Genomic DNA, 23912 nt, shown 5'->3' with positions numbered 1-23912 from the left:
GTCTGTTTTCGCGGTCTTCGGTCATGACACGCCTCACTAGTGAAATAAAAAACGAGTCGAAACTGATGGATCCGCGAACGTTGAGCAAATGCTTTCGCATTACAGCTGCAATACAGCCGGACGTGAGCGGTTAACCGGTTAACGTCAGGCCTGAGGTTCAAAGCGTAGGCGCATCGACATCGATACTGGCCAGCCTTGGGCGGTGCGGTTCAAGGCCATGGAAAGCCAGTCGAATGGATCGACGTTGTGGACCTACAGCATTTACAGGGACTTGGGCCTGCAATTGCGTAATAAGACACCGAAACGCCGGGTCAAAGCCAAGCTGAGGGAAGATCGGCAAATGGCAGTCGGTCCGAACGATGTCTGGGCTATGGACTTCGTTCACGACCAACTCGCGATCGGCAAGAAACTGCGGGTGCTCACAGTGGTGGATACCTTCTCACGCTATGTGCCGGTGCTCGATCCACGTCGATCAGGGGACCGAGTTCGTGTCTCGCGATCTCGATCTCTGGGCTATGCCAAGGGCGTAACGTTGGACTTCTCACGCGCTGGAAAACCGACCGACAACGCCTTTATAGAAGCGTTCAACGGCCGCTTCCGCGCCGAATGCCTGAACCAACACTGGTTTCTGATCCTTGCGGATGCCCGCGAAAAGACGGAGGATTGGCGTAGAGACTTGTATGAAGCGGCGTTTGTCAATCCATCGTCATCCCTCCCAAGATTGCCTTCCATCGGTTGTTCGCAGTCGTCTGGCAATCCGGCACCCGTTGGTGCCTCCACTTATATCCGGCTGAGGCAGCTGCCTCCGACCATAATCCCGATTCATGGTGGCCAAACGCCTGCTTCGAAACGCGGTACCAAACTACAACTCGGCGTGTGATTTCCATCTCTACGCACGTTAGCCACGCTTCCTCTCAACTGCCCGTCGGCGGTTGAACCCTTATTTGGCGGCGATAGATAGAGTGGCCGCTTCGGGCACCACACCGTCTTCGATAAACCGCCAGAATGCTATTGCAAGTTTGGGGGCCAAAGCGACTATTCCGACCTTTCCAGAACGACCTCCATGCCCCGAGAAGCGGGAGCGATACCATTGCGTGAGCTGGCTTTGTGGTTGGTACTTGAGCCAACACCAAGCCAGTTCGATCAGCGTCACGCGTGCTTGTTTGTTGCCCGCTTTGCTGATGCCCTGATCTCGATGCACCTCTCCACTGAAATAGGGGCTGGGAGACAGTCCGAGGTAAGAGGCCAGATGCTTGCGGTTCTTAAATGTTCGATGGAACACTTCGGCGACCAAGTGTGCAGCGCCGGTTTCGCCGATGCCATCGAGCTGCTTCAGAACTCTGATCTTGGCGCCGTTATCGATCTCTCCTTCGGATGCGCAAGCCTGAATGCGTTCTTTCTCCAGAGCCTTGAGTTGCGAATGCACGAGGTCTAGACGTTCGAACTGGCGGCACAGCTCACGGAAGATGAACCGGCCCAGTTCCCCTGCCGTCGCCAGTTCGGATATTCGAAAGCACTTCCTTCCAGCGCCCTCCCCAAAGACCGGGAACCGAGCGAATACCGTGGAGTACCAACAAGGCGCGAATGCAATTGACGTGGCGCGTGCGCTCCTTCTTCAAGTGGGTACGTTCTCGGGAGAGGCGTTTGGCGTCCTCTTCATCGATGCTGGGTAGCCGCACCGGGCGGCAAACCGACCTATCTCCGAGCAGATAGGCCTTTAGGGTAAACACCATCGCTTCAACATCGATGCGATCTGTCCGCACACGTCGGCCTCGACGGGAAACAGGGCAAGGTCATCTTGTTCCTGAAGATTTGGGGATCTCCATCCAGTGCTCTTCTGACTGGCAATACCTCGCGCGTTCTTGAGCGGCGGCCCGGCATTTATGCAAGCAGCAAGCGGCTTCCCCGGCGTTGTTGCACAACCTCGTGCTTCACAGACTCGAAGACTGCGCCTCCCTGATAGGCGCCTTCAAGGCGAAATGCGGAATCCTTCATCCAAAAATGCCCGTAGGAGCAATAGTTCTCTGTCAGCTGTCGTGGACGGTCCGGATAGGTCGGGTGCTCGAGTGCCAATTCGTTAAGCCGCAGCGTGAAACCGGAAAAACCACTGCATCCACCATCTCTATCGCGTCCGGTTAACACGGACCGTTCGCTTGTTATGCTGTCGTCGATTTCGATCTTCCAGCGTTGATGGGTTTCATTTGAAATCGAAGGCTTCGCGCCTGCTAAAGTGCTCACGCAGTCATTTGAATACGACAACGTCAGCAATCTTTGCGCGAAAATTACCGAAATGTCACTCGCTTGTTCCTGAAAATTCGCGGGCCGCGTTCCAATGCGCTCTCTGTTGACCTCGCCGAAGAGGCGAACTTCTCCTTCCCCAGCAGGCACTCCTTGAATCATCGACCTGCAGAGGCGGGAGGCAATTGACAAATCGCGGACTGACGAGAGAACGACGGCGCTCGGGGGACCGTTACCTGCGGAGCAAGCCGGTTGGATTTCGACAAAGTCTGTAAAAACGCATTCCAGATGTTTCACTCGTAACACAAGACCATTTGCCAAGCCCTGTGAATCCGCCAACATGCCATCTCAACTTTCAAATGAGGGTGCCATGACTAAGGTGAGACAAAACGATGTGAAGTCCACGGGCGTCAGGACTCTGCAGGACTTGCCAAGCGAAACATTGCATAACATCATCGTCCATGCGGTATCTGATTCAGATACTTGGAGGGCGTACAAAACCCACCTGAGCCTGTCGCTCACCAGTCGCCATCTTAATAAGGTGACAAACGCTACGAAGGCCATGCGAGATTACAAGGAAAATCTAGATCGCGACATACTTATGTCCAAGGCTGTGGTTGAGGCTTATTTTCCCGGTGACAAATTTTCCGGCAACGATAAACGCCTGTTTGAATACCAAACTGACGCAGTATCGGAGATCATCAGATCTCTTTCCCCCGAAAAGAGGTCGCAAGTCTTCCGAGGCATTGCTTCAGCAGAAGACGATAAGAAAAGAATGGAAGGCTACGCCAACATTGCTACGCAAGCAGATTTCCTTACGAAGGAGGAGGCCGCCAAAATGGATCGCGAGGCCTTAGACAACTTTAAGGGACATAGCGTCTGGCCTGATAATCTCAATCCTGCCGCGAGAGTGCTTGCCATAAGGTACCATGACATCGACTCGGACGCACGCCAGCAAATCCGACATGTTCTCTTTAGCGACGTGAACCGGCAGAGGCGCATTGAATTCAGTAACGCTATCATTGCTTGCAAGCCGTCTTTGCTCAAGGAAGACTTTAGACTAGCAGAAATGGTCCGCACGAGTATTGATGATCTCTTTGATCCGCACGGCGCACTTGCTGTCATTGCCGACCATGTAGATAAGAAGTCTCCTTTGGGAACTGATTTTGTCGTTCGAGAATCTTTGAGATTTATTGGCAAACCGACAGAATTTGGTGCAGAGCACGGTCGCAATGCTCCGGCACTCGCTATTGCAAGAGTTATTGATGGGGAGATTCGGCCCGAATACAGGGACCAAATCAGAACATTAACGGAATCCGACAGCGTCGAGGGGCGGGCGTTGGTCGCAGCGTTAAGTACTGTTGAAAAAGGTAAACCTCGTGAGGTTCCGATAGAGGGCGGAATAAGCGGCACAACAGAGTTGTTTAGCGAGTTGATCATCAGCATCGATGAGCCAGATATTAGAACGGCTGTAGAGGGCGTATCTGCGGTAGCGCGCTCTGCCCGGAGGGGAACTGATGCAGCGCGCGAAGCCTTGATGAACACAGTCCGGGAGCGAGATGACTGGGCGCGATAAAGTCAGCGAAGTCAACCACTATGGATTCTTCTGTTGATGCCAGCATCCGAGGGCTGGCGAGGTTCATGATGTCCGGTCACTCTAGGTTGTGGTTCAAGTTCATTATTGATCAAAGAGCAAGAAATTTCCCCGGAACAAGGCTTTCAAGCTGCTCGTCCGAGCCCCCGCAACGACCGGTCGAGCATAAACTGGCGGGACAGCTCCGAGCCGCCTGTACGCGGTGCAGATGGATGTTTCAGCTTCGGCCAAGGATGCGATTGAATCAATGCCGGCTGCAGCGAATGGCGGCCGCTGACCGGCGGCTTGCTTTGGGCCCGATTGCTCTTTTAGCCTTGGTCCTGTGACGGCAAATATATCTCGAGCACGCCCCGCGAACCATTGCGTCGTCCGACCTGAACGACGAGGTCGATCGTACGCTTTGCGTATGTGACGACCTCTCCGTGAGTCAACCTCACACCTGAACGCATTACCATCAGGGCTAGGCGATCGAAGGCAAGCCCCGGGCTGTCGGCATGGATTGTGGTGATAGCGCCGGGGTGGCCGGTATTGATCGCTTCTAGGAAGTCATAGGCCTCAACTCCGCGGATTTCCCCGACGATGATGCGGTCGGGTCGCATGCGCAGGCAGCTTTCCAGCAGCTTCGACGGCATTCGCGCTGACTTTTCCTTACGGTCGGAAATCAGCGCCACCTGGTTTCGATGGGGAGGAAAGAGTTCCTGTGCATCCTCGATGGTGATCAAGCGCTCGTTGTGGTCCATCATCGAAATCAGCGAGCGCGCCACCGTGGTTTTGCCCGAGGAGGTGCCGCCGGAGATCAATACGTTGAACCTCTCATCGATCGCCTGCCGGAACAGGCCCTGCAGGTCGCCGTCGCGCGCCATTTTTGCAATCGCCTTGTGTCGCAGACGACGCTCCTCGTCTACCCGAATCTGACCGCCATTGACAAAGCCGATATCCTTTGTCGCCAGAGCGCGGGTCAGGTATTTGCGGATCGACAGCGAGACCCCGTGTTCGATCGCTGGTTCGACGACGATCTGCACGCGCTGGGGATGCCCCCAGACCATAACTCGGCCAGAGACAATCGGGTGCAGGGCGCCAAGCGTGTTGCGGGTCTCCCCGGCCAGCTGCGCGCCGAGACGCTTGATGGCATGCGACGACAGTGTCACGTCGATCTCGTGCATGTGTTCGGCGCCTGCGGCCTCGACGAAGATCGACCCATTGGGGTTGATGACAAGCTCGTTGATACGGTCGTCAATCAGATAATCCCTGAGTGGACTCAGATATTGCTCCACGTAGGAAATTTCGCGACTTTGCTGGAGATGGTTCATCTGAATACAAGGTCCCGATTGACGAAGACGCGGATCTCCTCACCCTGAGGAATTCGGATGACCGGTGGCAGGCTAAGGTATTTATCAAGGACGCCGCTCGCCTGACTGCTTGCTGAGCCGGTCATCTGACCGGCCATCTGGCCGCCGACATTAATGGTCGTGCCCGAATCCGATTTGCTGCCGCGATTGGACAGCATGGAGGGGAGGGCGGTGATCGCGCTGACCAGGATGGCCGCGCCAAATTTTGTACCGTAACGATTGTCGACATTGCCCTCCGTGCCCGACCGGCCGAGTTTGTCGGCACCGGTGGAGCCAAGCGCAATCGATTGTCCCGATGGCGTGATCGCGCGGTTCCAAGCGATCAGGACCCGTTTCTGAACAAGGTTCAGGTCGTTGTTGAACTGGCCGATCAGGATCGTTCCCGAAGGCATCATTACGTGAGTGCCATCGAAGGAGTAAACCGCCTCCATCACCTGAGCACGAATGTTGCCAGGGAGCTCGGTGTCAATTGCGGTTTCGAGCACCGCGGAAATGATCGTGCCCTGCACGACGGTACGTGACGGATCCGCAAGTTGCCGCGAGACAGATGTTTGAAATGTGCTGCTGGCTGCCGATTTAAGGAACCGTTCGTTCTGGTCTAGGTCAGCCTGCGACTGCTCGCCATCGATGGTTCCGCCGGCAGGCCCGTCGGCATCGTCAACCACCACCGACGCCGACTCCCGCTGCATCTTGGCGAGCTTCTGGCGTTCCTTAGTCTCGCCAGATTGCAGTTTCGCAGCTTCCTCCGCGCGTCGGCGCTCTTCTTCTGCTTGCTCGGCGACGGCCCTCAGGCGGGCGTTTTCTTCAGCCATCGCCTTTCGTTCACCCTCGAGCTCCTTTTTCATGCTCTCGTTATAGCGGGCGATCAATGCCTCGATTTCTCCGGAGGAGACGCCGCTTTGCTTCCTGCGCTCTAGCTCGGCGATCTGGTCCTGCAGCGCCTTGATCTTCGCGTTCCAGGCAGCATTTGGGTCCTCCTTCTCCTTCGGCTCGGGGCTCGCCGGCACCGCGAAATCGAGATGGACAGGCTGATGGGAGTCTCTTTCTACTTCCATGTCGACCCTGGAAGTTCGCGGACCATCGTCACGGCCAATCCCAAACGCTTTCAAAGCCCCTGCCGGCCCGGTGATTGCAACAAACAACACCACAGCCCCCCCAATCAGACCTGCTGACATGATGAGGCGGGCATTTGTCGTCCGGCCCGAGCGGCCCGTCTGGCGCGCACGTCGGGCATCGACGAGAAGGTTGCGATCACCGTCATCATGGTCGTGGTTTTCCACCTCTGTTCCGCCCTGTGAATGGCGATCGGTGTTGTGATCATTGTCCGACATGTATGGCCTTCCTGTCAGTTAACGGTGACATTCCTGTTGACCTTCACAGCACTGGCACGGCCGACACACACTGACTGGTCGCCGATCCGCAGGATCCAATAGTCGCTCGTTCCATCGACGATGATCTGATTTCCCTTTGTGCGGGAATTGACCAGTTGCTCCTTATTGTCGGCTGCGACCTTGAAGACAGCCGGCCGAGGAGCACCTTCAGAGAGAAAAAACATCGTCTGCCGGCCGTTGTCCTGAGCCCAGCGCGGGCGAAACGGGGCATTGCCGGAGAACATGTAGTCGGCTCGGAGGCTGTCCGGTTTGAACGTGTCGTCGTTGTCTTGTTTCGGTTTCCGGTCCGCAGGATAGGTGAAGACCGATCGGAACAGGGGAGCGGCGGTGGCACCGGAAGCGAATTCGCCAACGGAGCGCAGTTCGAAGGTATAGACCCGCCTGTCAGTGTAGATCGTCATGTTGGTGGAAGTGGACGGGAGCGTCGGTTTGACGCTCACCACGTTACCGGCCTTCAGCTTGACCACTTCCCAGGAAGCACTGTCGCCTATGAGAATCGACTCGACCTCTTCACCCGGAGAAAATTGCAGCGCAGTGACTGATTTGAGATAAAGATCGAGTCGGTAGACGCTGTTCTCGTTGTAAACGTAGCGTCGGATCCGCGGATCGGCGATAGCTGCTGCTGCGGATGGCGTCGGCGTCACAACGCGCACAGGAGCGGCGGAGGGCGCCTGATCAGCGAAGGCCGCTCTGCCACTCAGGAGCAGCAGGACTGCAATTTGCTTAAACATGATCTGGGTTCCTTTAAAATCGGAATTTAGCCGGTAGTTTCGGCATCGATCCGGTAGGACAGAACGCTAAAGCCGAGGGGATTTTTCCAGACCTCCTCGAGCTTTGCATTCTCCTTTGGCTGAAACGAATAGCCTATTGTCGCCACGAAGCTGCGTTCTGCTGTTGCGCGACCCTTTTCCTCGCGGTACTTGGTGATACGCACCCGCGCGAGGTCAGGCGTGTTGCGACGGGTAGCCGGGCTTATCGAGATAGACTTTACGGTGACACGGATGCGCACCTCGTTTCCGTAGATCGTAGGCGGATATTGAGGCGAGCTCGATGTCCAAAGCTGCGCCAACGTTTCGGCTGCATTATCCTTTGATCGCAACATGACGTCCGGAATGCGAGTGCTGTTGTCGGCCTGGTCGTAGGTTTCGCGATCGACCACATAGGAAACCAGCTCGGCCTGCAGTACTGCATCCTGTTGATCGAGGGAGGCCGGCCGAACCTGCACCAGTTTTTCCGCTTGGCCCGTGGTCTTGTCGACCATCACCACAAATGGCTTCGTTTCGTTGAGCGGGAGGATGGCAACTAGGCAACCGAGCGAAAGCAGTGCGACGCCGATTGATCCTACCGCGATCTTCGCCCAGGTGTTGCGTTGCTGGCGAAGTGTAAAGAACATCTCGTCCTCAAATGCATTTTGAATATTCATCCTGGACATAATCGACCCCGATTTTCTTGAGCAAATTGAGTTTGGGAACTGCCAATTTCGGTTCCGTCATGGCTTTTTAGGATCGTCCTTCGGGGCGGAGGGAGGGCGGCGTGGAGTCGGCGGCGGGTGTTGCTTATTGCCGGCAGGCCGTGATGCGGCACCAGAAGACGGCAATACAGGTTCTGCAGGCGCCTGAGCTGATGCCGATGCAGGATGGGTTGCCGGCCGTGCGGACATCTGTTGCCGGGCCCGGAATGCCGGGTTGGGGCTCATGCTACCGCCACCGATGATCATCTGTTCGCGCCGGTTTCGCCAGAATTCCTTTCGCTCATTGGAGTGCCGCCGGAATGCGGCGAAGCCGGTTTTCAGCATCTCGGCCGCCGACCCACCAGCTCTATAAGCCGCAATTGCGCTGCCGGCCCCGTGGATATGCTTGCGCGGGTCGAGCATTGCGCCAAGAGCTCTCGGGGGCAGATTCATCGCATACTGCTTGAGCGAGCTCGCTCCGCTGAGGCGGCCTGCCGCACTGGTCAGCCCTCTCGAGAGACTTGCACCGCCAACAGTCACAGCGGCGCCCGCGATCGTCTGCGCCATCGTCGGAATATGGAACAGCAGGACGAGCGCAGCTATCATCATGAAGACGAAGCCCCAGAACTTGTCTTTGTCCAGACTGCTCGCGCCCGACGTCGCAAGCAAATGGCCGGCGAAGTATAGAACGATTGCCATGAGACAACCGAGAAGGAGGGGTATCACCGCGAACCCTATAAGGAAGTTCACCCAGCCCTGGAAATACTGCCTTGTCCTCTCCCACATGAACATCATGATGCCGAGTGGTGCCATGCTCAAAGCCAGGATGAGACCGACCTTGGCGACGAGCACAATGACTGCGGAGGCAGCAATGAATATGCCACCGACGATGAGCACGACAACCCCGGCGAAGATATTGCGAAAGGTCTTTCCGAGGTCGAGGATCGATGTGTCGCGAAAAAAGTCTCCGGCGATCCAGACAATGGCGTGACCGAACTCGTCCATGGCGGCATAGGTCTTGGCCTCGCCCGCTCCGCTGATGTTTGCCGGATTGAGAATATCTGCCCTGAGTGTCTCGATGTCCTTTGCGACCGCCTCGACAACAAGATTCGAGTAACCTTGTGTAACACTTGTCAAGGCGTTGTAGACCGGGCTGAAATTGCCCCAGAATGTCACAAAACTCATCACCATTACATATGTGACGCCCCAGCTCAGGTACCTTGAGTAGCTTATGCTTTGTACCTGCAATACATGATTCAGCGCTATGAAAAGCAGCGCCACGATCCCGATCGATGCTGTCAGTCTTCTGGCGGGATCTGAAACGGCCGTGAACACGGCCTGGAGATAATCCACCGTTGCCGCATCGATCTGAGTCCCTATCGACTGGATAATTCCCATCACGTCACCTGTTGAAATGCTTGAGGCCTTCGATCCAGTCATCCGTACTCGCTTCGCTCGCCAGCATCATGAAATAGCTGCTGACGATAGAGGTGATGGCCGACTGAGTTCTCAGGCTTTCATTGATCTGCTGGGTGAGTTCGATCACTGAGCGGGTGTTGATGTCGATGCTCGTCTTCAGGTCCTGGCTCGCCTGAAGGGCCGCTATGTAGTCGTCCAGCCGGTTCATGCTGGCATTGGCTCGCTTGTAGGAACTCTCCGCCACCGAACCGGCAATTGCACCTTTGGCGGCGAGCTGCGCGAGCATCTTCTTGCTGGGCAGCTCGTCGTCCCTGAGAGCGAACGCCTTGTCGAGACCGAATGTGGCACGAAACTGGGTAAGCGCCGCCACGACATCTACTGGGCCTGCGGCAGCGCCATTCAGGGCGGCGTCTGCCATTTCCCTGAGACCTTCGCCGCCTTCGCGGCCGGCGACCTCGTCCGGCCCATTCATCAGCGGGATGGTCTTCGCGCCCGTCTGCGCATTGCGTATGCTGTCAAGCACCGTCTTCTGGTTCTGGACAGTTGCGAACATCTGTGTGATCCCTCCGCCGATGATCCGGGAGAGCTGGACGAGCTTCATGATCTGCTCGATGGAAACCTGGTCGTGTGTTTCTTGGGCCTCGGAGGGACCAGCCGGCACTGTTCCGACTGCAGGGTCGGGCAGCGGGGTGACGGCGTCTTGCGCATGCGCTGTTACGGCAGTCGTGCCAGATTGAAGGAGAAGGATTGAGATGCCGAAGAGCGCGGTTCGAAGATGTCGTTTCATACAGACGTTCCTTCTGGAAGACCGATCGCGCCTTCCCAGAGACAGGCGCAATGATTTTTGCGTTCAGCCGGCACGGACTGGCAGGAGCTCAGAGTGGCGAGCAGCAACAGGATCAACAAAAGTCTATTCATCGCAGCATCTCCATTTGAAAATCGGGCTGGTCACGCCAGCCGACCGGAGCCTTTTCGCCGCGGCCACCACCGAGCACCTCGATGCCTTTGCCGATTCCGGCGAGATCCAAGTCGAGCACGACACTGTCACTGCCGGATTTGAACAACACGAGATGGTTGTCGACGTTGCTCATCTGCAGGAAGGCGCTTTCAGTCGGCGTCAGGTGCAGGGGGGCGAGTTCATCTTCTGTGTTGAATGAGCTCGGATAGACGAGGCGCGTGACCGCGCTTTCAAGGATGGCATCGCCTGCCGCACTGTTCTTGATGTGGGAGACACGCTGGGTGAGGAGGACGACGGCGACGTTCTTCTTGCGCATCGTCAGCATCCAGTCCTTCAATCGAGATTCGAAGTATGGATCGTCCAGGAGCTTCCAGGCCTCGTCCAGGACGAGCAGCGTGGGGTGTTCGTCCTCCACGAGCCGCTCCACGCGCCGGAACACGTAGCTCAGCCAGGCGGTGCGAACGATGTCGTTGTCGAAGATCTCTGTAAGGTCGAAGGCCGTAAGGCGGTTGTCGAAAGCGAGGGGGTCAAGGCTCTTTCCGCCAAACAGCCAGCCGAACTGCCCCGTCTCGTCCCACCGGCCGAGACGATTGTAAAGGTCTCCCTCATCATCAGTCGCGCGTAGCTGGCTGCGGAATTGTTCGAAATTCTGAAGTCGGGGATCAGCCGTGGTATTGGCTTGAACAGCATCACTGAGTGCCTGAATTTGCACGGGATTGAGTCTTCCGCCATCGTTTTCCGCAAGAGCCGTCAGCCAGTCCGTGAGCCAGGCTGCTCCACGACTGTCAGCCTCCGCTCGCATCGGGTTGAAACCAGTTTCCTCCCCCATTCGAACCGCAGAATAACGCCCTCCCATTGCGCGCACCGCCATTTCGAAGCCGTTATCCTTGTCGAATAGGATAGTGCGGGCTCCGAGCCTCTGGGCCTGACTGATCAGGAACGCCGTGCCGAGCGTCTTGCCAGAGCCGGTTTGTCCCAGAACGAGCGTGTGTCCGACGGTACGCTGGCCTGGCTTGCCGGGCAGGTGGAAGTTGAAGCGGTAGGTCTCGCCGCGAGCTGTGGGTATGATGGTGACAGCATCGCCCCAGGGACATTTTTCCGGTGGACTGCCCTTCGACTGGCCATGCATGGCACAAAGCTGCGCGAAGTTGTGCGATGAGATCATCGCAGGCCGGGTCCGGTAGGCGAAATTGCCCGGATGCTGCGCAAAGTAGACGGCCCGTGCGGCGAAGTTCTCGCGGACGATGGCCGAACCAGCGTCCTGCATGGCCCGCGTGACATAGGCCATTGCACCATCCAGTTCTTTCAAACTTTCACAGAACACAGCCACGCTGCAATGGTGATCCCCAAAGATCACGCGACCTGAGGCGACGTCGTCTTCGGCCTCTTCCAGTTGAGCCATGAGCGATATCGCGGCGTCTTCTGCCGCTCGCATCTGCTTTCTGACCCTTGCGATCTTGCCTTGTGCCGAGATTGGATCAATCGGCGTGAAGCTCTGGGTGACGACGGTGTCGTAGGGCAGGTTCAGTCGATCGAGGATGCCGGGATAAGTTTCGGTAGGATAGTCCTTAACGGAAATGATTGTTCCATAGCGACGGCGTCCCGGATCCGTGCCTTCACATTCGAAGACGCGGCCACGAAAGGTAATCTGCGAACCGGCCAGAAGATCGGCTACGGGCAGGAATTTGCCTCCCGGAACAAGGCTACCGCCCGATCCGTCGACGAGGGTGCGCAGCAGGCCGAGCCATCTGCCATCGGAAACCGTAAGCCGGTGCGGCCTGGCTTCACTTATGCCCGCCATGCAGGTATTGATCATCTGATCCAGGCGCAGAGCCCGCGCGGTCACTTCGTGGCGGCTGTGAACATCCTTGCCACCGAACAGCGACAGGAACTTGGTGATTTTCCGAGGCGGCCGGATGACGAGTGTGACTACGGTCACCCTGTCCCGCAGGCCTACCATCTGCAGGTATTCCTGCCAGCGCCGGTCGATCTCCTCGTTGAAGGGATGGCCCACAACCGGCGGCATGGCTGGTCGCGTCTCCACCGATATGCGGTGAACGTAGTATGCCACATCGTTCCGCTGCTGCGCGATGAAGCGTGAAAAGGCGTTGCACAATTCGGCGGTATAGCGGCTGTCTACCGTATCCGCGTTAATGCCTTCGACGACAAACGAACCCATAAGGTCGCCGTCGCGCAACATGAGCGTGACATCGTCAACGACACTGAGATAGGGCAGGCCGCTGACGAGCAATTCGCCCGTGTTTGCATGTTTGCTGGCGATGCTGCGGATCGCGCGGGTTGCTGGAGCCTCAAGCACGATACACCAACCCTTCGCCCCGCAGCAACGCCGGGCTCATTCGGGTCTGTTTTACGGCGGCGATAAAGACACTAATGATCTTGGGATCGTAGGCTGCGAGTCCACGCAGCGCGACATAGCCCACTCCACCCGTGATCACGAGATATAGGAAGGAGCGCGTGATGATGAAACCGAGCATGACGACGCCGATCAGAACAACCAGATACATGATTGGCAGGCCGGCGAAGCTCACCTCGCGGGTCAGTCCGATGAAAAGCGGGGTACGTACCATGAGATCACTCCATGTGCAGTTGGGTCGCCGGGCCCCTGCGGGGAGGGGGTGAGAAGGGGCCCGGCGCGTCGGGCATGTCCGCTAGCTCGCGGTAATGCCCTGGACGAATGTTGCGCCGCCAAAAACGATGGCGATGCCGAGAATGATTGAAACTGCAAACGTCCAGTCCATGCGGCCTGTCATGAAGGAGAAGCCGACGGCGATTACCGCGAGCGCCGAAACCGACACCCCGATCGGGCCGGTGATGGCATTGACAATGGCGTCCAGGAACGTTTCGACGCCCGAAAAGTCCTGCGCAGCACTTGGATTGCTGGACAGGAGGATCACTGCGGCGATCATCGCAACGAATTTCAGGTTATCTTTGTTGAGGAGATGTTTCTTCAGGTATTTCATCGTTCTTCTCACATGGTTGGTCGGGTTGAGTTGTTGCCTTCAGGTCCTGAAAGGTGTGCCCCGTCTCAGTTGTCGATCTTCCGACTGTTTTATGTCTGCAGGGCCTCGCAATCCGTGCGTCGGGCTATCTCAGGAACATCGCTGCCAACGAAAGCCGCGCGCGAGACTTCTTGTGCGGCTGGGCCGACAAGCTTCGGGTCGAGCACGGCATAACGCGACACACGGCCCATGCTGTTAAAGATGTCAGACACATACTGGCGTGTTTCCCGGTAGGGCGGGATATCACCATATTTCTTCACGGCGCCCGGACCCGCGTTGTAGGCTGCGAGAGCAAGCTCGGGGGAGCCGAACTGGTGTAACATCGCCGTAAGGTATCGGGCGGCGCCCTCAAGGTTATCGCGTGCCGAAAAAGGGTTGCATACGCCGAGCTCCCGGGCCGTGTCCGGCATCAACTGCCCCAGTCCTTTGGCGCCGGCGGAAGATACGGCCTCCGGGTCGAAGTTGCTTTCCCGATGAATCATCGTCGTGAAAAGCGACACGAAGGAGTCCCTGTCCAGCCCAGCATGTGCTACCCCAGCCGCGCCTGCATATCTGAGACCGACCTCTAGGGTCAGCCTGCGCATCCGAACTTGTCGCGCCGACAGCTTCGTCGACAACAAGCGGGGCTTGGGCAATTGCATTTCATGGCCGTTAAACCTCCTTGCCTTTAAACCTGCTGGTCTAGGGGGATCATTAGCCTGGTACGCGATTGCGGGCGCGTCCAGAATCACGGAGGTAGCCGACACTGAGCCGGTCATGGCTGCGACGGAAGACCCGGAGAAATCCGGGACCAATATCGGCGAATGATCGGTGCCGGTTTCCTTCGGCGGCGTGTCTGCAGACACGCCGCCTATCGGTACGATCATGCCATTACCAAGTTGCTCAAATATTGCTGCGCGGGCGGAAATTGGATGCCCAACCAGCGTGGCGACAACTGTCAAAACAGTCGTCTTTGAATATAAATTTTGAGCAAATTGCATTTTAGCCTCCATCCGGAAGTCATAATATAAATTCCTCGAAAAAAGCTGCATTGGCCAATAGTATATTGCTCCAGATGCGCCGTATTTATTTGAAGAATACACATATATACTGCGGTTACCCCAAAAAATGTCAACGCTCGCCAGCGTTGCAATTGTAATGGAGAAAGGCCTCGCGTCCCCGCTACGGAAATCCGTCTTCACTCAGAGCGGTGGCTCATCAGCTCAAGAGTCCTTGCAATCGGCCGGGCCGACGTAAAATCTTGTAAATTAAAGCGGGACTTGCGCTCTCTGCTGATTGACCGCATCGCGGCACTGACAAGCGGCCTGAAGGTCTGCAGCGGCGGCGTCGGGACAGACTACGGATGCAACAATTACACTCGTACCGGATACCGCAGCGGCTCGGTGTTTTGACACACCTTCCTTTGCAGTACAAACGAGCAACCATTCCAGAATCTGGCTGTCAGGCTTAACTTGGTTCTGCAAGCGGCTACGGAGACTGATGAGGATAAACTGCAATACCGTAATGCTGACGCCGCATCGTGAGCTTGCGCGTGGAAAAAATTGGCTCAGCCGCCGCCGATCAACTTCATGGGAAAAAATAACATCGGCGATCCGTCGATGAAGCAGTCCACCCGCGGGGATCCGTTATAGAATTTCCGGCGCGTGCCAAATTACCTCCGCTGGCACTGCAAGTCTCTGAAATCTTGAAACGGGTTCGCCTTCGATGACCCCGATAACACTGCGCGCGAGGTCTCTGCCAGCTTCGCGAACATCTTCGTGAACAATATGATATTCCTCTCTCACCAACGGTACGTCCTTGTACAATTGTTTGGTAACGATATCGACTTCCCGACCCGCCACTGCTCCTGCGTCGGCAAGGCCAGCGACAATCGCAAGCAGTGCGCCGCCGGTTCCGCTGATCCCGCCAGAGCTATTGATAATGCCGTCAGGAGCGGTCTTTTGTCTGAAGACTTCTCTTATCGCCTGCCTCAACTCTTGTATCGTATTGTCGTTCGTGACGTGGTCGAATGGAACTTCCTCCAAACCATGCTCAGCCAGTCCGAGCTTGAACCCTCGGCGCATATGATCGTGAAAACTTAAGTCCGCGGGCGGGGCCAGAAGCGCTATGCGCTTGCGTCCAAGCTTTGCCAACCGCTGCACGGCAATTCGTGCGAAGTTTTCATTGTCAAAGTCATGGAAGGCATGCTGCAGTCCTGCGAAAGTCCTCCCATGCGTCGCGAACGGCATTCCGTGTTCCATCATGTATCTTACACGCTCGTCGTCCGGCTCTATTCGGGAGATGATGATGCCGTCGACCGAGGCAGTCTCTACCAGATAGCGGATGGGTTTCATTGGATCCTTCTGGCTTGAATACGGCGTCACTATTAAATGATATGGCGTATCGGCCAAGGCCTCCGTTATGCCGAAGATCATTTCGGATATGAAACTGCCTACCTGCTCGTGCGTGTCGAGTACAAGACTGATGACGTTGGTTTTTCCGGTCCGCAATCGCAGTCCGGCACGATTGGGACGATAGCCGAGTTGCCGAGCCATCTCCTGCACGGATGCCCGTGTCCTGGCGCTTATTTTCGGATCATCTTTCAACGCCCGAGCCACAGTCGTAATCCCAAGACCCAAGGCAGTGGCCATCGATTTCAAGGTTGGATTGGTACCGGAGGGAGACAACCGCAGGCCTCTTGTTTTAGCTTTGACGATCTTTGGTGAACCGAGGAGCGCGGCGCATCAAGCCAATCTAGTTTCGGCGGCGGCCAGTTAGCAAGTTCGGCTCTACGGGGCAGAACCCGAATGACTACAGCGGTAACCTGAACATGGAGTTAATCACTTGCTGCACAATATAATTGCCCACATTCTTTTGCAAAAACAGAGGTACGTCAATCAAGTATGCACGTTAAAATAGCGTTTCGCAGCAAGGACTTATGACGTATGTGGCACCCGTCGTGGAGGGTATCTTCGATAAACATCAACTATCGGCAGAAAAATATATGGACAAACGCTAGGTGCAACGTTACAACTACGGCCATTGGGCGGAGGGCAGTCTCATTGTCCTTACAGAAACAAGAAATGAAAGTTGAGTTTCAGCCGCGCGAACATAGTGTCTATGCAATTATAAGATGTGTCGATTGAAGTGCATTGATGGCGTCCGGTCTACCGGAACAATGACGACAGGAGACGAAAATATGAAGAACTTTTCACCCACGCCGCGTTCCAGGACGCAGGTTGCGCCGACTCTAACGCCATCCGAAGAAGGGCGCTTCCTCGCAGGGATTTTGGCCCACGAATTCAACAATCTTCTCGTGCCGATAATTGGTTATGCGGAGATGGCGGCCGAGGCATTGAGATCAGGCTCTTCGTCGCCTGTGTACGTCGAGCGAATTCGCAGTGCTGGCGATCGGGCAAAGCGAGCGGTTGAACTGATTCTTGTTTCGGATACGAGGCATGACGTGTCTGATGGTTCATTTGATGCCAGTGCGGCCATTAAGGAAATCCGGTCAGACCTTCAGATATGCGTCCCCCCATATGCTCAGCTCCAGGTCAACCTTCCCAATCGTTCGGTTTGGCTGGAGGGAAACGCGATCTACCTGCAACAGGCCATCATTAACCTTTGCAAGAACGCTGGCGAAGCCATGACAGTGTGTGGGACAATTACTGTCAACCTTGACAATTTCGAACAGACGGCCCCGCGCAACACGACTTGCGGGCGGCTCGATCGCGGCGAGTACGCGCGGTTAAGTGTAACCGACACAGGCTCGGGCATCCCCCACATGTTTTTGAAGCGTATATTCGATCCGCTGTTCACGACGAAATCTGAGGAGGGCGGCTCGGGGCTAGGGTTGACCTTGGTGCGACAGGTTGTGAAGGCTCTAAATGGGGCCATCAACGTCAAGAGCAGACAAGGCATCGGGACAACGTTCGAACTTTTCTTTCCCTTGTGCAAATCCGCACCAGCGATGATGTCGAGAACACACTCCTCGGCCTTGCCCACCCTTCATGATCTCCATCGCGACAACGATCGCGGGAAGCGGTCGCGGCGATGAGCTGAAGGATGGATAGCTGATCCAAGACGCACGCTATCCCAGCCAACCGCAAGATCGGCCTGCTGCAGTCCAATCGGCCTGCAGATAGCTCTCCAGTCTTGAAGACTGACAAACTCAGAACCTGTTGTTACACCCATTGGCTGAATTATAGGAGGAACTGTTAATGTCCGTTCAGGCTACCCCTACGATTCTGATTGTAGACGATGATACAGACGTCATTGCCATGGTGTCAGAATATCTCCGGGAGAAGGGTATGAAAGTCCTTTCTTTAGCATCCGGCCGAGGATTGCTTCGCTTTGTCGAGGCAAGAACCCCCGATCTGATTCTCCTCGATCTCCTGCTTGGTGCTGAAGACGGGCTTCAGGTACTGCGTGAACTTCGCGAGCGGTCCGATGTGCCGATAATCATCGCCAGCGGGCATCGCAGGGAGGAGATTGATCGTGTCGCGGGGCTTGAGCTGGGCGCCGATGATTACGTTACAAAGCCCTTAGGGCTTCAAGAGCTTCTGGCGCGAATTAACGCGGTTTTGAGGCGAGATGCAAGTGATTATAACCGTCGGAAGAAAGGCGGGGTTACATATCGATTTGGCGGCTGGAAACTTCGCTCAAAGACACGTGAGCTCCTTAACCCCAAAGGGGAGGCGGTTCCACTGACTAAAGGCGAACACGCATTGCTCGTAGCCTTCCTGGACAGACCTCAGGTTCCCCTGGCTCGCGAGCATCTGCTGCAATCCACCCGAGTTCACGAGGACATTTTCGACCGGAGCATCGACGTCCAGATATTGAGGCTTCGAAAGAAACTCGAACCGGACGTATCCTCGCCAAGCTTGATAGTGACAGAGCGAGGACGCGGTTATGTATTCACACTTCCTGTGGAGCGCGACTAGCCCGCAGCTGGCAAAGCTGTGACGATACCGGTTCGTCCGATTCCCGACTCAAGGGAAGTGCTCATGAGCCAGTGATCGGTCACTTTTGGTCGCAACTTTCCTTGCATCGCAAGCAGAATACCAGCTCAAAGGCTGTTGCAAGCCTTTAGTTCAAGCAGTGGGTTATGTACCGCCAATATTTCCACTTGTTTTCCCGCTTCCACCTCTACCACATATTGGACGTTATTCCCGCCTTCGATCGGTGTTCGGTCGAAGGGCGTGGCGTTGCGGTGCAACGATACCAGCCGGCCATCACTATCAAAGAAAAAAATATCAAGCGGGAGCTGAGTATCTTTCATCCAGAAGCGTACATGATGAGGGGAATCATAGGCGAATATCATACCGTCGAATGGTTCAAGGGTCGATCTGCGCATTAGTCCCCTGCTGCGTTCATCGGAGGTGTTTGCCACTTCCATTTTTAATGGTCGGTTCCCGATCTCGATGGCTGCGATGTGACAATTCGATTCGAGCAATGAGACCAATGCCACAGCCGTCGACAACATCACAGGTCTCCTAGGTTAATGCCGATTGTTGCGCTGCTTCCTCGCCGCGCAATAATGCATGATGGTCTTCATCGTCCTGATTGCAGATAATATGGCTCGGGAGAGCTGGAACATGCAAGGACTTGGATTGCGCGTGCCACTTATCCTGCAATCCTTACCAGGGCGGCAAGTGACTCTGGCCACGAATTCGACCCTGGCGGGGTTCCAATCAGGAAATTAGCGCATTGTTACCATTGAAACGCTTGAATTATATTCCTTTCACTCGCGTTGAGCGAGACTGCATCCAATTCCTGTGACGAAAACCAAGAGATTGTGGCTGGTCGACAGGAATTGGAGGTGCCAGAACATGGTCGAGAAAGACACCAGCAAAGAGGCTTTCAGAGGGTTTGGCTCTACCGGAGCCAATACAGATAACGAGTTGGATCTGCGTGCGGACGACGGTGAAGATTTCCCCGAATATTTTGATCGTATTCACCGACCGGACGCTTCCAGCGACTCGCACGAGCCGAGCAGAACTCTCGCAAACTCACAAGATTTTTTCGGACTGGAGGCGCCGCCGCCGTCAACGCCGACGGCGTCCGATATGGGCATGATCGACCGTACGCCTGCAACGCCTTCGACCTCACCTGCCTTGGAAAGCAAGACTATTGATCCAAGGTTATTGTCGCTCAAATTCACCCCGACTGAGCAAAAGAGATTGAGATTAAGAGGCGATGCCTTTCAACTGCTTGCACAAGGGGATCCGCTTGCGGAGGCCTTTGCAAAGCGCCGAGTCAAGCGGCTTCGGGCCGATGACAATAATGTGGATGAGCAGTCCGGATTAAGTCAGGTTCAGACTTCACATCGCCAAGGCCGCCCGAGCGCCCTGCTGCCACGCCTTCGTGGAGATAAAGTCAGACCATACGATTGCGGAAATACACGGCTCTATAGGGGGCGAGGCGCTCGGGCGGCGCTCGCAAATGGGGACTCAGTTGCGAAGGTGACAGAGGAGCCTTCTGGTCCAGGACTTCGAAGCCGCGATCGGTTATTTGGATCGCGATCGCGCACAGATGGACACGGGATCGATTGAGGAAGGACGTGAGCCTGGCATCTGATACCCGCAAGCTGGCGATCGATTCGTAAAAGAAATTTGAGAGGATCTAAGAATGCGCGTTGATTTCACCTATTGCCGCCTCCCCGGAGGAGTTTGTCGACCGCCTAGCCAGCCCTGGGTGCGAAACTACACCCTGAGAACTTCGCCCGGGGCGCCGACGTCGGATAATTGGCTGCTTTCAGCCCAGCACATTGCCGGCATTGATTGGGCGCTGACAGAAGGGAGCAGAATACCTCCTTTTTTATCCTGAGACGGTTAGTGCGGTTGATTTTGATCAGAATGCCCACGTTGCCTACCTTTCAAGTCCAAGCTCACCTGGCCTGGCATAATCAAAGGCGCGATCGCATGCTTTACGAAAAAGCTTCTGAGTTCAGACTTCATCTTAACGAGCCATGGGATGTCGGCTACGATGAGTATAACGTCTATCCCGACGCTAGTCTGTTAACGATCTCGCTCTCGCGCACTCTGGGTATATCCCGCGACAACCTGCTTGTTACTGCTGGCAGCGATCAAGGTATCGACGCGATCGTTCGCTCCGTGAAGGGCACTGTCCTTGTCCTTGATCCTGATTTTCCAAGATACGTTGAGCATGCACAGAATGCTGAACGGCGCGTGATCAAGATACCACTCTCTTTGGAAGAAAATGTATTTCCGGTACGCGCTGTCATGGAGGCGGCAATCGATGCTCAGCTTGTTTTCTTCAGTTCCGTAGGAAACCCGACAGGTTACACAATCCCAGATGGTTTCTTGGAAGAGTTTTGCCGCACGTTTCCTGAAGTTTTCGTTTGTGTTGACGATTGCTATCGCGAGTTTTTAGGAACCAGTACTCACCATTGGGCTGCACAAACTCCCAATATTTTGTCTATCGGCTCGATTTCCAAGGTGGGTTTTCCAGGCTTGCGTATTGGCTATGCAGTCGGCGCGCCGCAGTCGATCGAACGTATCAGGCGCTTCGTATCGCCTTTCGCCGTTGCAGGACATAGTCTCCTGAAAGCCGAACAATTGCTCGGAGATCCTGGGTTCTCCGGGGTGGTGCGCAATCGCGTTGCGGACCAGGTGGCAGCTCGCGATTTGCTGGCCGATTCATTGCGTAAACGACAGATTCGCTTCATGCGACCGACGGGAAACTGGATACTTGCTCGTTTTGGCGAGGGGGCGACATGGCTTGCCGAGCAACTGAAGCGTCAACACGTCCTCGTGCAGGCCCAAAGTCACCCTTTGTTGAGAGAATGGATTAGAATTTCTACGCCCAATGTGAGTGCCATTCGCAATTTCATAGAGATCCTTGATGAGGTGATGCACTCAACGATCGAGATTAAACAAGGTTTGTTTAAGACAGGATTTGATGTCCACCACGCACCAAACTGGCATAACGCGGCCCGTGCCGCACGGATAGGCAACAAAATCTATGGCATCGACCATATAGCAATCACGGTAAAGGATCGATCGAGACATGAAAACCTGGTCGAGGATCTTATTCAAGAGGGTGGGACAATCGTTGAAGGTCCGGGCATCTGGCCAAATGACTTTTGCGAACATCTTGACGAGGTCAAGCCGGATCTAAGCATGAATTTTGCCACCGTAAAATTGAGGTCAGGAGGCATGCTTGTGATTTCGGCTCCCGTTGTGACAGGCGATCAGATTGATAGATGGAGGCGGACACGTGAGGCGGATGTAGTTCATCACATCGCGATCCACACGAATGATATATCGAATACCGCCGCAGAGCTCTCCGAGCTTGGTTGGAAGCCTCTTACGAAAGCTCCAGTTACCGACGGAAACCTGGAACAGTGGTTCCTGCACAATGAACAGAATCAAATTTTGGAACTTATTCGACGCCATCGACCAGGTGTGGAGACGTTTTCCTGCGGCAATATTTCGGAATTGCGCAAAGCTGAAAAGCCTCTGGTATCCTCATCTTGAGAAAACGTGGAATCGAGAACTAGCCCAATGCTTATCCTCGTTTTGGGTGCCGGAGCGATGGGGTGCCTGTTTGGAGCAACCCTCGCAAAATCGGGATACAGGGTTCATCTGATCGATATCGACCCGGTGCAAATTGCAGCAATAGAAAGGGATGGAATATGCATTTGCGGCAATGCCGACGAACTCCACGTGCGCGTGCCGATATCGAAACCTGATGGGGCGGTGGAAATTGCTGACTGGGTGGTCGTGCTCACTAAGACACTCAACACTCGAGCGGCTCTGAAATCAGTGCGCCATATTATCGGTCCCGCGACTAGGGTTGTCAGCCTCCAGAATGGACTGGGAAATGCGGAAGAGTTGGCGCAATTCGTACCTTCATCCCAGGTTGTTGTAGGGATCACCACTATCGCCGCTGATCTCATCGAACCAGGCAGGGTTTACTCGAATCGTGACGGTTCTGTCCGACTCAATACTATCGTGCCAGGAGATCTCAGCGTGCTGTGCCAGTTTGTTGAATCGCTTCGCAATGCGAGCTTTCATTGCGTCGTTGATGCAAACATACAGTCAGCGATCTGGCACAAGGCCGCTTTCAATTCGGCTTTGAATAGTCTTTGTGCGGTCACCCGCCTTCCTGTTGGCGACATCGGGGTTGACTTCAACGGGCGCCGTCTTGCCCATTTGATCGCGGACGAAGTTTTGGCAGTGGCCGACCTCCTCGGCGTACCGATCTTCAAAGATGAGGTTCGCTTATCGCTTGATCATGCTTTAGATTATGCACGCAGCCACAAGCCCTCCATGTTGCAGGACATTCTCGCTGGACGTCCAACCGAAATCGAATCGATCAACGGTGCCGTTGTCAGGATTGCTCGAGGGCTTAACGTTGCCATTCCGGCAACCGAGGCGTTGTATACTCTGGTCCGATTGTTGCAGCCAAGAGAAGTGGCCACAGTTTCTGACGGTCGCGCGTCGGATGGAGCAGATTGACCTTCGTAAGCGTGTGGGCGACCCCACGGATCTTTCGCGCTGCTGATCGGCGACTTTGCATGATTCATGCGGAGAATTCTGTGAGCGATGGTGTGAATCTCCCTCGAAATTTTGAAGCTTCGAGTAAGCGCCGTCTGCGTCACACCGTGGCGCGTTGCCTTTTCGCATAATGCCGCTGTGCCAGAGATACCAACAATGCGTAAGCGCTGTTTTCAGGGCCACGGGTTGAGGTCATGCCTTGCGGCATCGGCCCAATTTGTGATCTGAACACCCTTCAAACTGGACTAAGTTTTGGTTAGAGTTTTCGGTGGGTTTTCCTGGCTGGGAAAGGAACGGAAAGACGATGAAGCCATCGGGAGCATCCCGAGCGCCAACTGAAGACCTTTACCGGCATTCTGTAGGCGAATGCCTATGGCGGCTACAATCCGCTGTTCAAAGTCGATCGCGATCCCGCGCCTCCGACGCAGGCACTGTGCTGGGCACATTCGCGCCGCAAGTTCTTCCTGCTGGCCGATATCGCCACGAACGCCAAACGCGGAAGTAAAGCCGCGCCAATCTCACCGATGGCATTGGAGCCCGTCAAACGGTGACCTGATGTGGTGGACGGCCTCCGCTCCCGGCATCGCAATGTGCCAAAGTGTGGCTGTCGAAGTCACATAAGGGAGAGCCGTCCATGGAGAAGATTACCACAATTGGTTTGGATATCGCCAAGCATGTATTTCAGGTTCACGGGATCAATGGTGCCGGCGCGACGGTGAGCCGCCGCCGGCTGCGCCGCGACGATGTCGTTGGGTTCTTCAAGGCATTGCCGCCATGCCTGATCGGAATCGAGGCCATGCGCGACTGGACACCACTGGGCTCGGGTTCTTATGGCGCTGGGTCACGAGGTTCGGCTGATGCCGGCGTCTTACGTCAAGCCATACGTGAAGCGGCAGAAGAACGACGCGACAGATGCCGAGGCGATTTGCGAGGCGGTGACGCGGCCGACGATGCGCTTCGTTCCAGTGAAGAGCGAGGAGCAACAGGGTG

At 55.5% G+C, this 23912-nt stretch carries 21 protein-coding genes and 3 pseudogenes; 9 read left to right on the top strand and 15 right to left on the bottom strand.

What is annotated here, in order from left to right; genetic code table 11:
* Positions 1 to 250: 250 nt before the first annotated feature.
* Positions 251 to 685 (top strand): annotated as a pseudogene (locus HJC00_RS31550) (integrase core domain-containing protein); the annotation flags it as partial.
* Between the two features lie 255 nt (positions 686 to 940).
* On the opposite strand, the gene HJC00_RS32925 reads toward HJC00_RS31550, so the two are convergent.
* Both HJC00_RS32925 and HJC00_RS31540 read right to left on the bottom strand, forming a co-directional pair.
* On the bottom strand, positions 941 to 1426 hold the full coding sequence (locus HJC00_RS32925; RefSeq protein ID WP_311044208.1) for a transposase: 486 nt from the start codon (positions 1424 to 1426) through the stop codon (positions 941 to 943).
* Positions 1427 to 1881: 455 nt separating this feature from the next.
* Positions 1882 to 2580, bottom strand: a complete 699-nt coding sequence (locus tag HJC00_RS31540; RefSeq protein ID WP_221165164.1) for a hypothetical protein — start codon at positions 2578 to 2580, stop codon at positions 1882 to 1884.
* A gap of 28 nt (positions 2581 to 2608) precedes the next feature.
* Between HJC00_RS31540 and HJC00_RS31535 the strand changes: the two genes are divergently transcribed.
* Positions 2609 to 3814 (top strand): hypothetical protein, encoded by a 1206-nt coding sequence (locus HJC00_RS31535; RefSeq protein ID WP_221165163.1) that lies wholly within the window; start codon positions 2609 to 2611, stop codon positions 3812 to 3814.
* Positions 3815 to 4140: 326 nt separating this feature from the next.
* On the opposite strand, the gene virB11 is transcribed toward HJC00_RS31535, so the two are convergent.
* From virB11 to HJC00_RS31475, 12 genes are all read right to left on the bottom strand, one after another.
* Entirely contained in the window at positions 4141 to 5142 is a 1002-nt protein-coding gene (virB11, locus tag HJC00_RS31530) for a P-type DNA transfer ATPase VirB11 (RefSeq protein WP_221165162.1), read from the bottom strand.
* Complete coding sequence (locus HJC00_RS31525) at positions 5139 to 6512, bottom strand: TrbI/VirB10 family protein (protein WP_259672358.1); 1374 nt, start codon at positions 6510 to 6512, stop codon at positions 5139 to 5141. Before HJC00_RS31525 ends, virB11 begins: the two co-directional genes overlap by 4 nt.
* Before the next feature lie 14 nt (positions 6513 to 6526).
* Entirely contained in the window at positions 6527 to 7303 is a 777-nt protein-coding gene (locus HJC00_RS31520; protein WP_221165161.1) for a TrbG/VirB9 family P-type conjugative transfer protein, read from the bottom strand.
* Positions 7304 to 7329: 26 nt separating this feature from the next.
* Positions 7330 to 8004 carry a virB8 family protein gene (locus tag HJC00_RS31515; RefSeq protein WP_221165160.1) on the bottom strand — a complete coding sequence of 225 codons (675 nt, stop codon included), beginning with the start codon at positions 8002 to 8004 and terminating at the stop codon, positions 7330 to 7332.
* Positions 8005 to 8061: 57 nt separating this feature from the next.
* The gene (locus HJC00_RS31510; RefSeq protein WP_259672357.1) at positions 8062 to 9462 is read right to left on the bottom strand and encodes a type IV secretion system protein; all 1401 of its coding nucleotides are present in this window, start codon (positions 9460 to 9462) and stop codon (positions 8062 to 8064) included.
* A complete protein-coding gene (locus HJC00_RS31505; protein WP_221165159.1) occupies positions 9425 to 10228 on the bottom strand; it encodes a type IV secretion system protein in 804 nt (267 codons plus the stop codon). The genes HJC00_RS31510 and HJC00_RS31505 overlap by 38 nt, the downstream gene beginning before the upstream one ends.
* A complete protein-coding gene (locus HJC00_RS33245; protein ID WP_221110677.1) occupies positions 10225 to 10359 on the bottom strand; it encodes a lipoprotein in 135 nt (44 codons plus the stop codon). Before HJC00_RS33245 ends, HJC00_RS31505 begins: the two co-directional genes overlap by 4 nt.
* Positions 10356 to 12716 carry a DUF87 domain-containing protein gene (locus HJC00_RS31495; RefSeq protein ID WP_311044207.1) on the bottom strand — a complete coding sequence of 787 codons (2361 nt, stop codon included), beginning with the start codon at positions 12714 to 12716 and terminating at the stop codon, positions 10356 to 10358. The genes HJC00_RS33245 and HJC00_RS31495 overlap by 4 nt, the downstream gene beginning before the upstream one ends.
* Positions 12709 to 12987, bottom strand: coding sequence for a VirB3 family type IV secretion system protein (locus HJC00_RS31490; RefSeq protein ID WP_221165158.1), 279 nt, complete (start codon positions 12985 to 12987; stop codon positions 12709 to 12711). Before HJC00_RS31490 ends, HJC00_RS31495 begins: the two co-directional genes overlap by 8 nt.
* Positions 12988 to 13068: 81 nt before the next feature.
* Positions 13069 to 13380: a TrbC/VirB2 family protein gene (locus HJC00_RS31485; protein WP_221165157.1), complete on the bottom strand. Its 312-nt coding sequence runs from the start codon at positions 13378 to 13380 to the stop codon at positions 13069 to 13071.
* Positions 13381 to 13469: 89 nt separating this feature from the next.
* Positions 13470 to 14399 (bottom strand): lytic transglycosylase domain-containing protein, encoded by a 930-nt coding sequence (locus tag HJC00_RS31480; RefSeq protein WP_259672356.1) that lies wholly within the window; start codon positions 14397 to 14399, stop codon positions 13470 to 13472.
* Positions 14400 to 15044: 645 nt separating this feature from the next.
* Positions 15045 to 16085: a LacI family transcriptional regulator gene (locus HJC00_RS31475; RefSeq protein ID WP_259672355.1), complete on the bottom strand. Its 1041-nt coding sequence runs from the start codon at positions 16083 to 16085 to the stop codon at positions 15045 to 15047.
* A gap of 512 nt (positions 16086 to 16597) precedes the next feature.
* On the opposite strand from HJC00_RS31475, the gene HJC00_RS31470 reads away from it, so the two are divergent.
* Positions 16598 to 17455, top strand: coding sequence for an ATP-binding protein (locus HJC00_RS31470; protein WP_221165156.1), 858 nt, complete (start codon positions 16598 to 16600; stop codon positions 17453 to 17455).
* Between the two features lie 163 nt (positions 17456 to 17618).
* Entirely contained in the window at positions 17619 to 18341 is a 723-nt protein-coding gene (locus tag HJC00_RS31465) for a response regulator (protein WP_221165155.1), read from the top strand.
* 125 nt (positions 18342 to 18466) lie between these two features.
* Here HJC00_RS31465 and HJC00_RS31460 read toward each other — a convergent pair whose 3' ends face one another.
* Positions 18467 to 18883, bottom strand: coding sequence for a DUF192 domain-containing protein (locus HJC00_RS31460; RefSeq protein WP_221165154.1), 417 nt, complete (start codon positions 18881 to 18883; stop codon positions 18467 to 18469).
* Positions 18884 to 19229: 346 nt separating this feature from the next.
* Here HJC00_RS31460 and HJC00_RS31455 point away from each other — a divergent pair, with 346 nt between their 5' ends.
* The 5 genes and pseudogenes from HJC00_RS31455 to HJC00_RS31435 all read left to right on the top strand — a co-directional run.
* Entirely contained in the window at positions 19230 to 19952 is a 723-nt protein-coding gene (locus HJC00_RS31455) for a hypothetical protein (RefSeq protein ID WP_221165153.1), read from the top strand.
* A 369-nt stretch (positions 19953 to 20321) separates the two neighbouring features.
* Positions 20322 to 21899 (top strand): aminotransferase class I/II-fold pyridoxal phosphate-dependent enzyme, encoded by a 1578-nt coding sequence (locus HJC00_RS31450; RefSeq protein ID WP_221165152.1) that lies wholly within the window; start codon positions 20322 to 20324, stop codon positions 21897 to 21899.
* A 27-nt stretch (positions 21900 to 21926) separates the two neighbouring features.
* Positions 21927 to 22883 (top strand): ketopantoate reductase family protein, encoded by a 957-nt coding sequence (locus tag HJC00_RS31445; protein ID WP_221165151.1) that lies wholly within the window; start codon positions 21927 to 21929, stop codon positions 22881 to 22883.
* A gap of 353 nt (positions 22884 to 23236) precedes the next feature.
* Positions 23237 to 23470: pseudogene (locus HJC00_RS31440) on the top strand (transposase); the annotation flags it as partial.
* A gap of 86 nt (positions 23471 to 23556) precedes the next feature.
* Positions 23557 to 23912: pseudogene (locus tag HJC00_RS31435) on the top strand (transposase); the annotation flags it as partial.

The organism is Rhizobium sp. NLR22b (assembly GCF_019685295.1).
GTDB lineage: Bacteria > Pseudomonadota > Alphaproteobacteria > Rhizobiales > Rhizobiaceae > Rhizobium.
The sequence above is the reverse complement of the archived record's forward strand: the minus strand, read 5'-3'. Positions and strand labels throughout refer to the sequence as shown.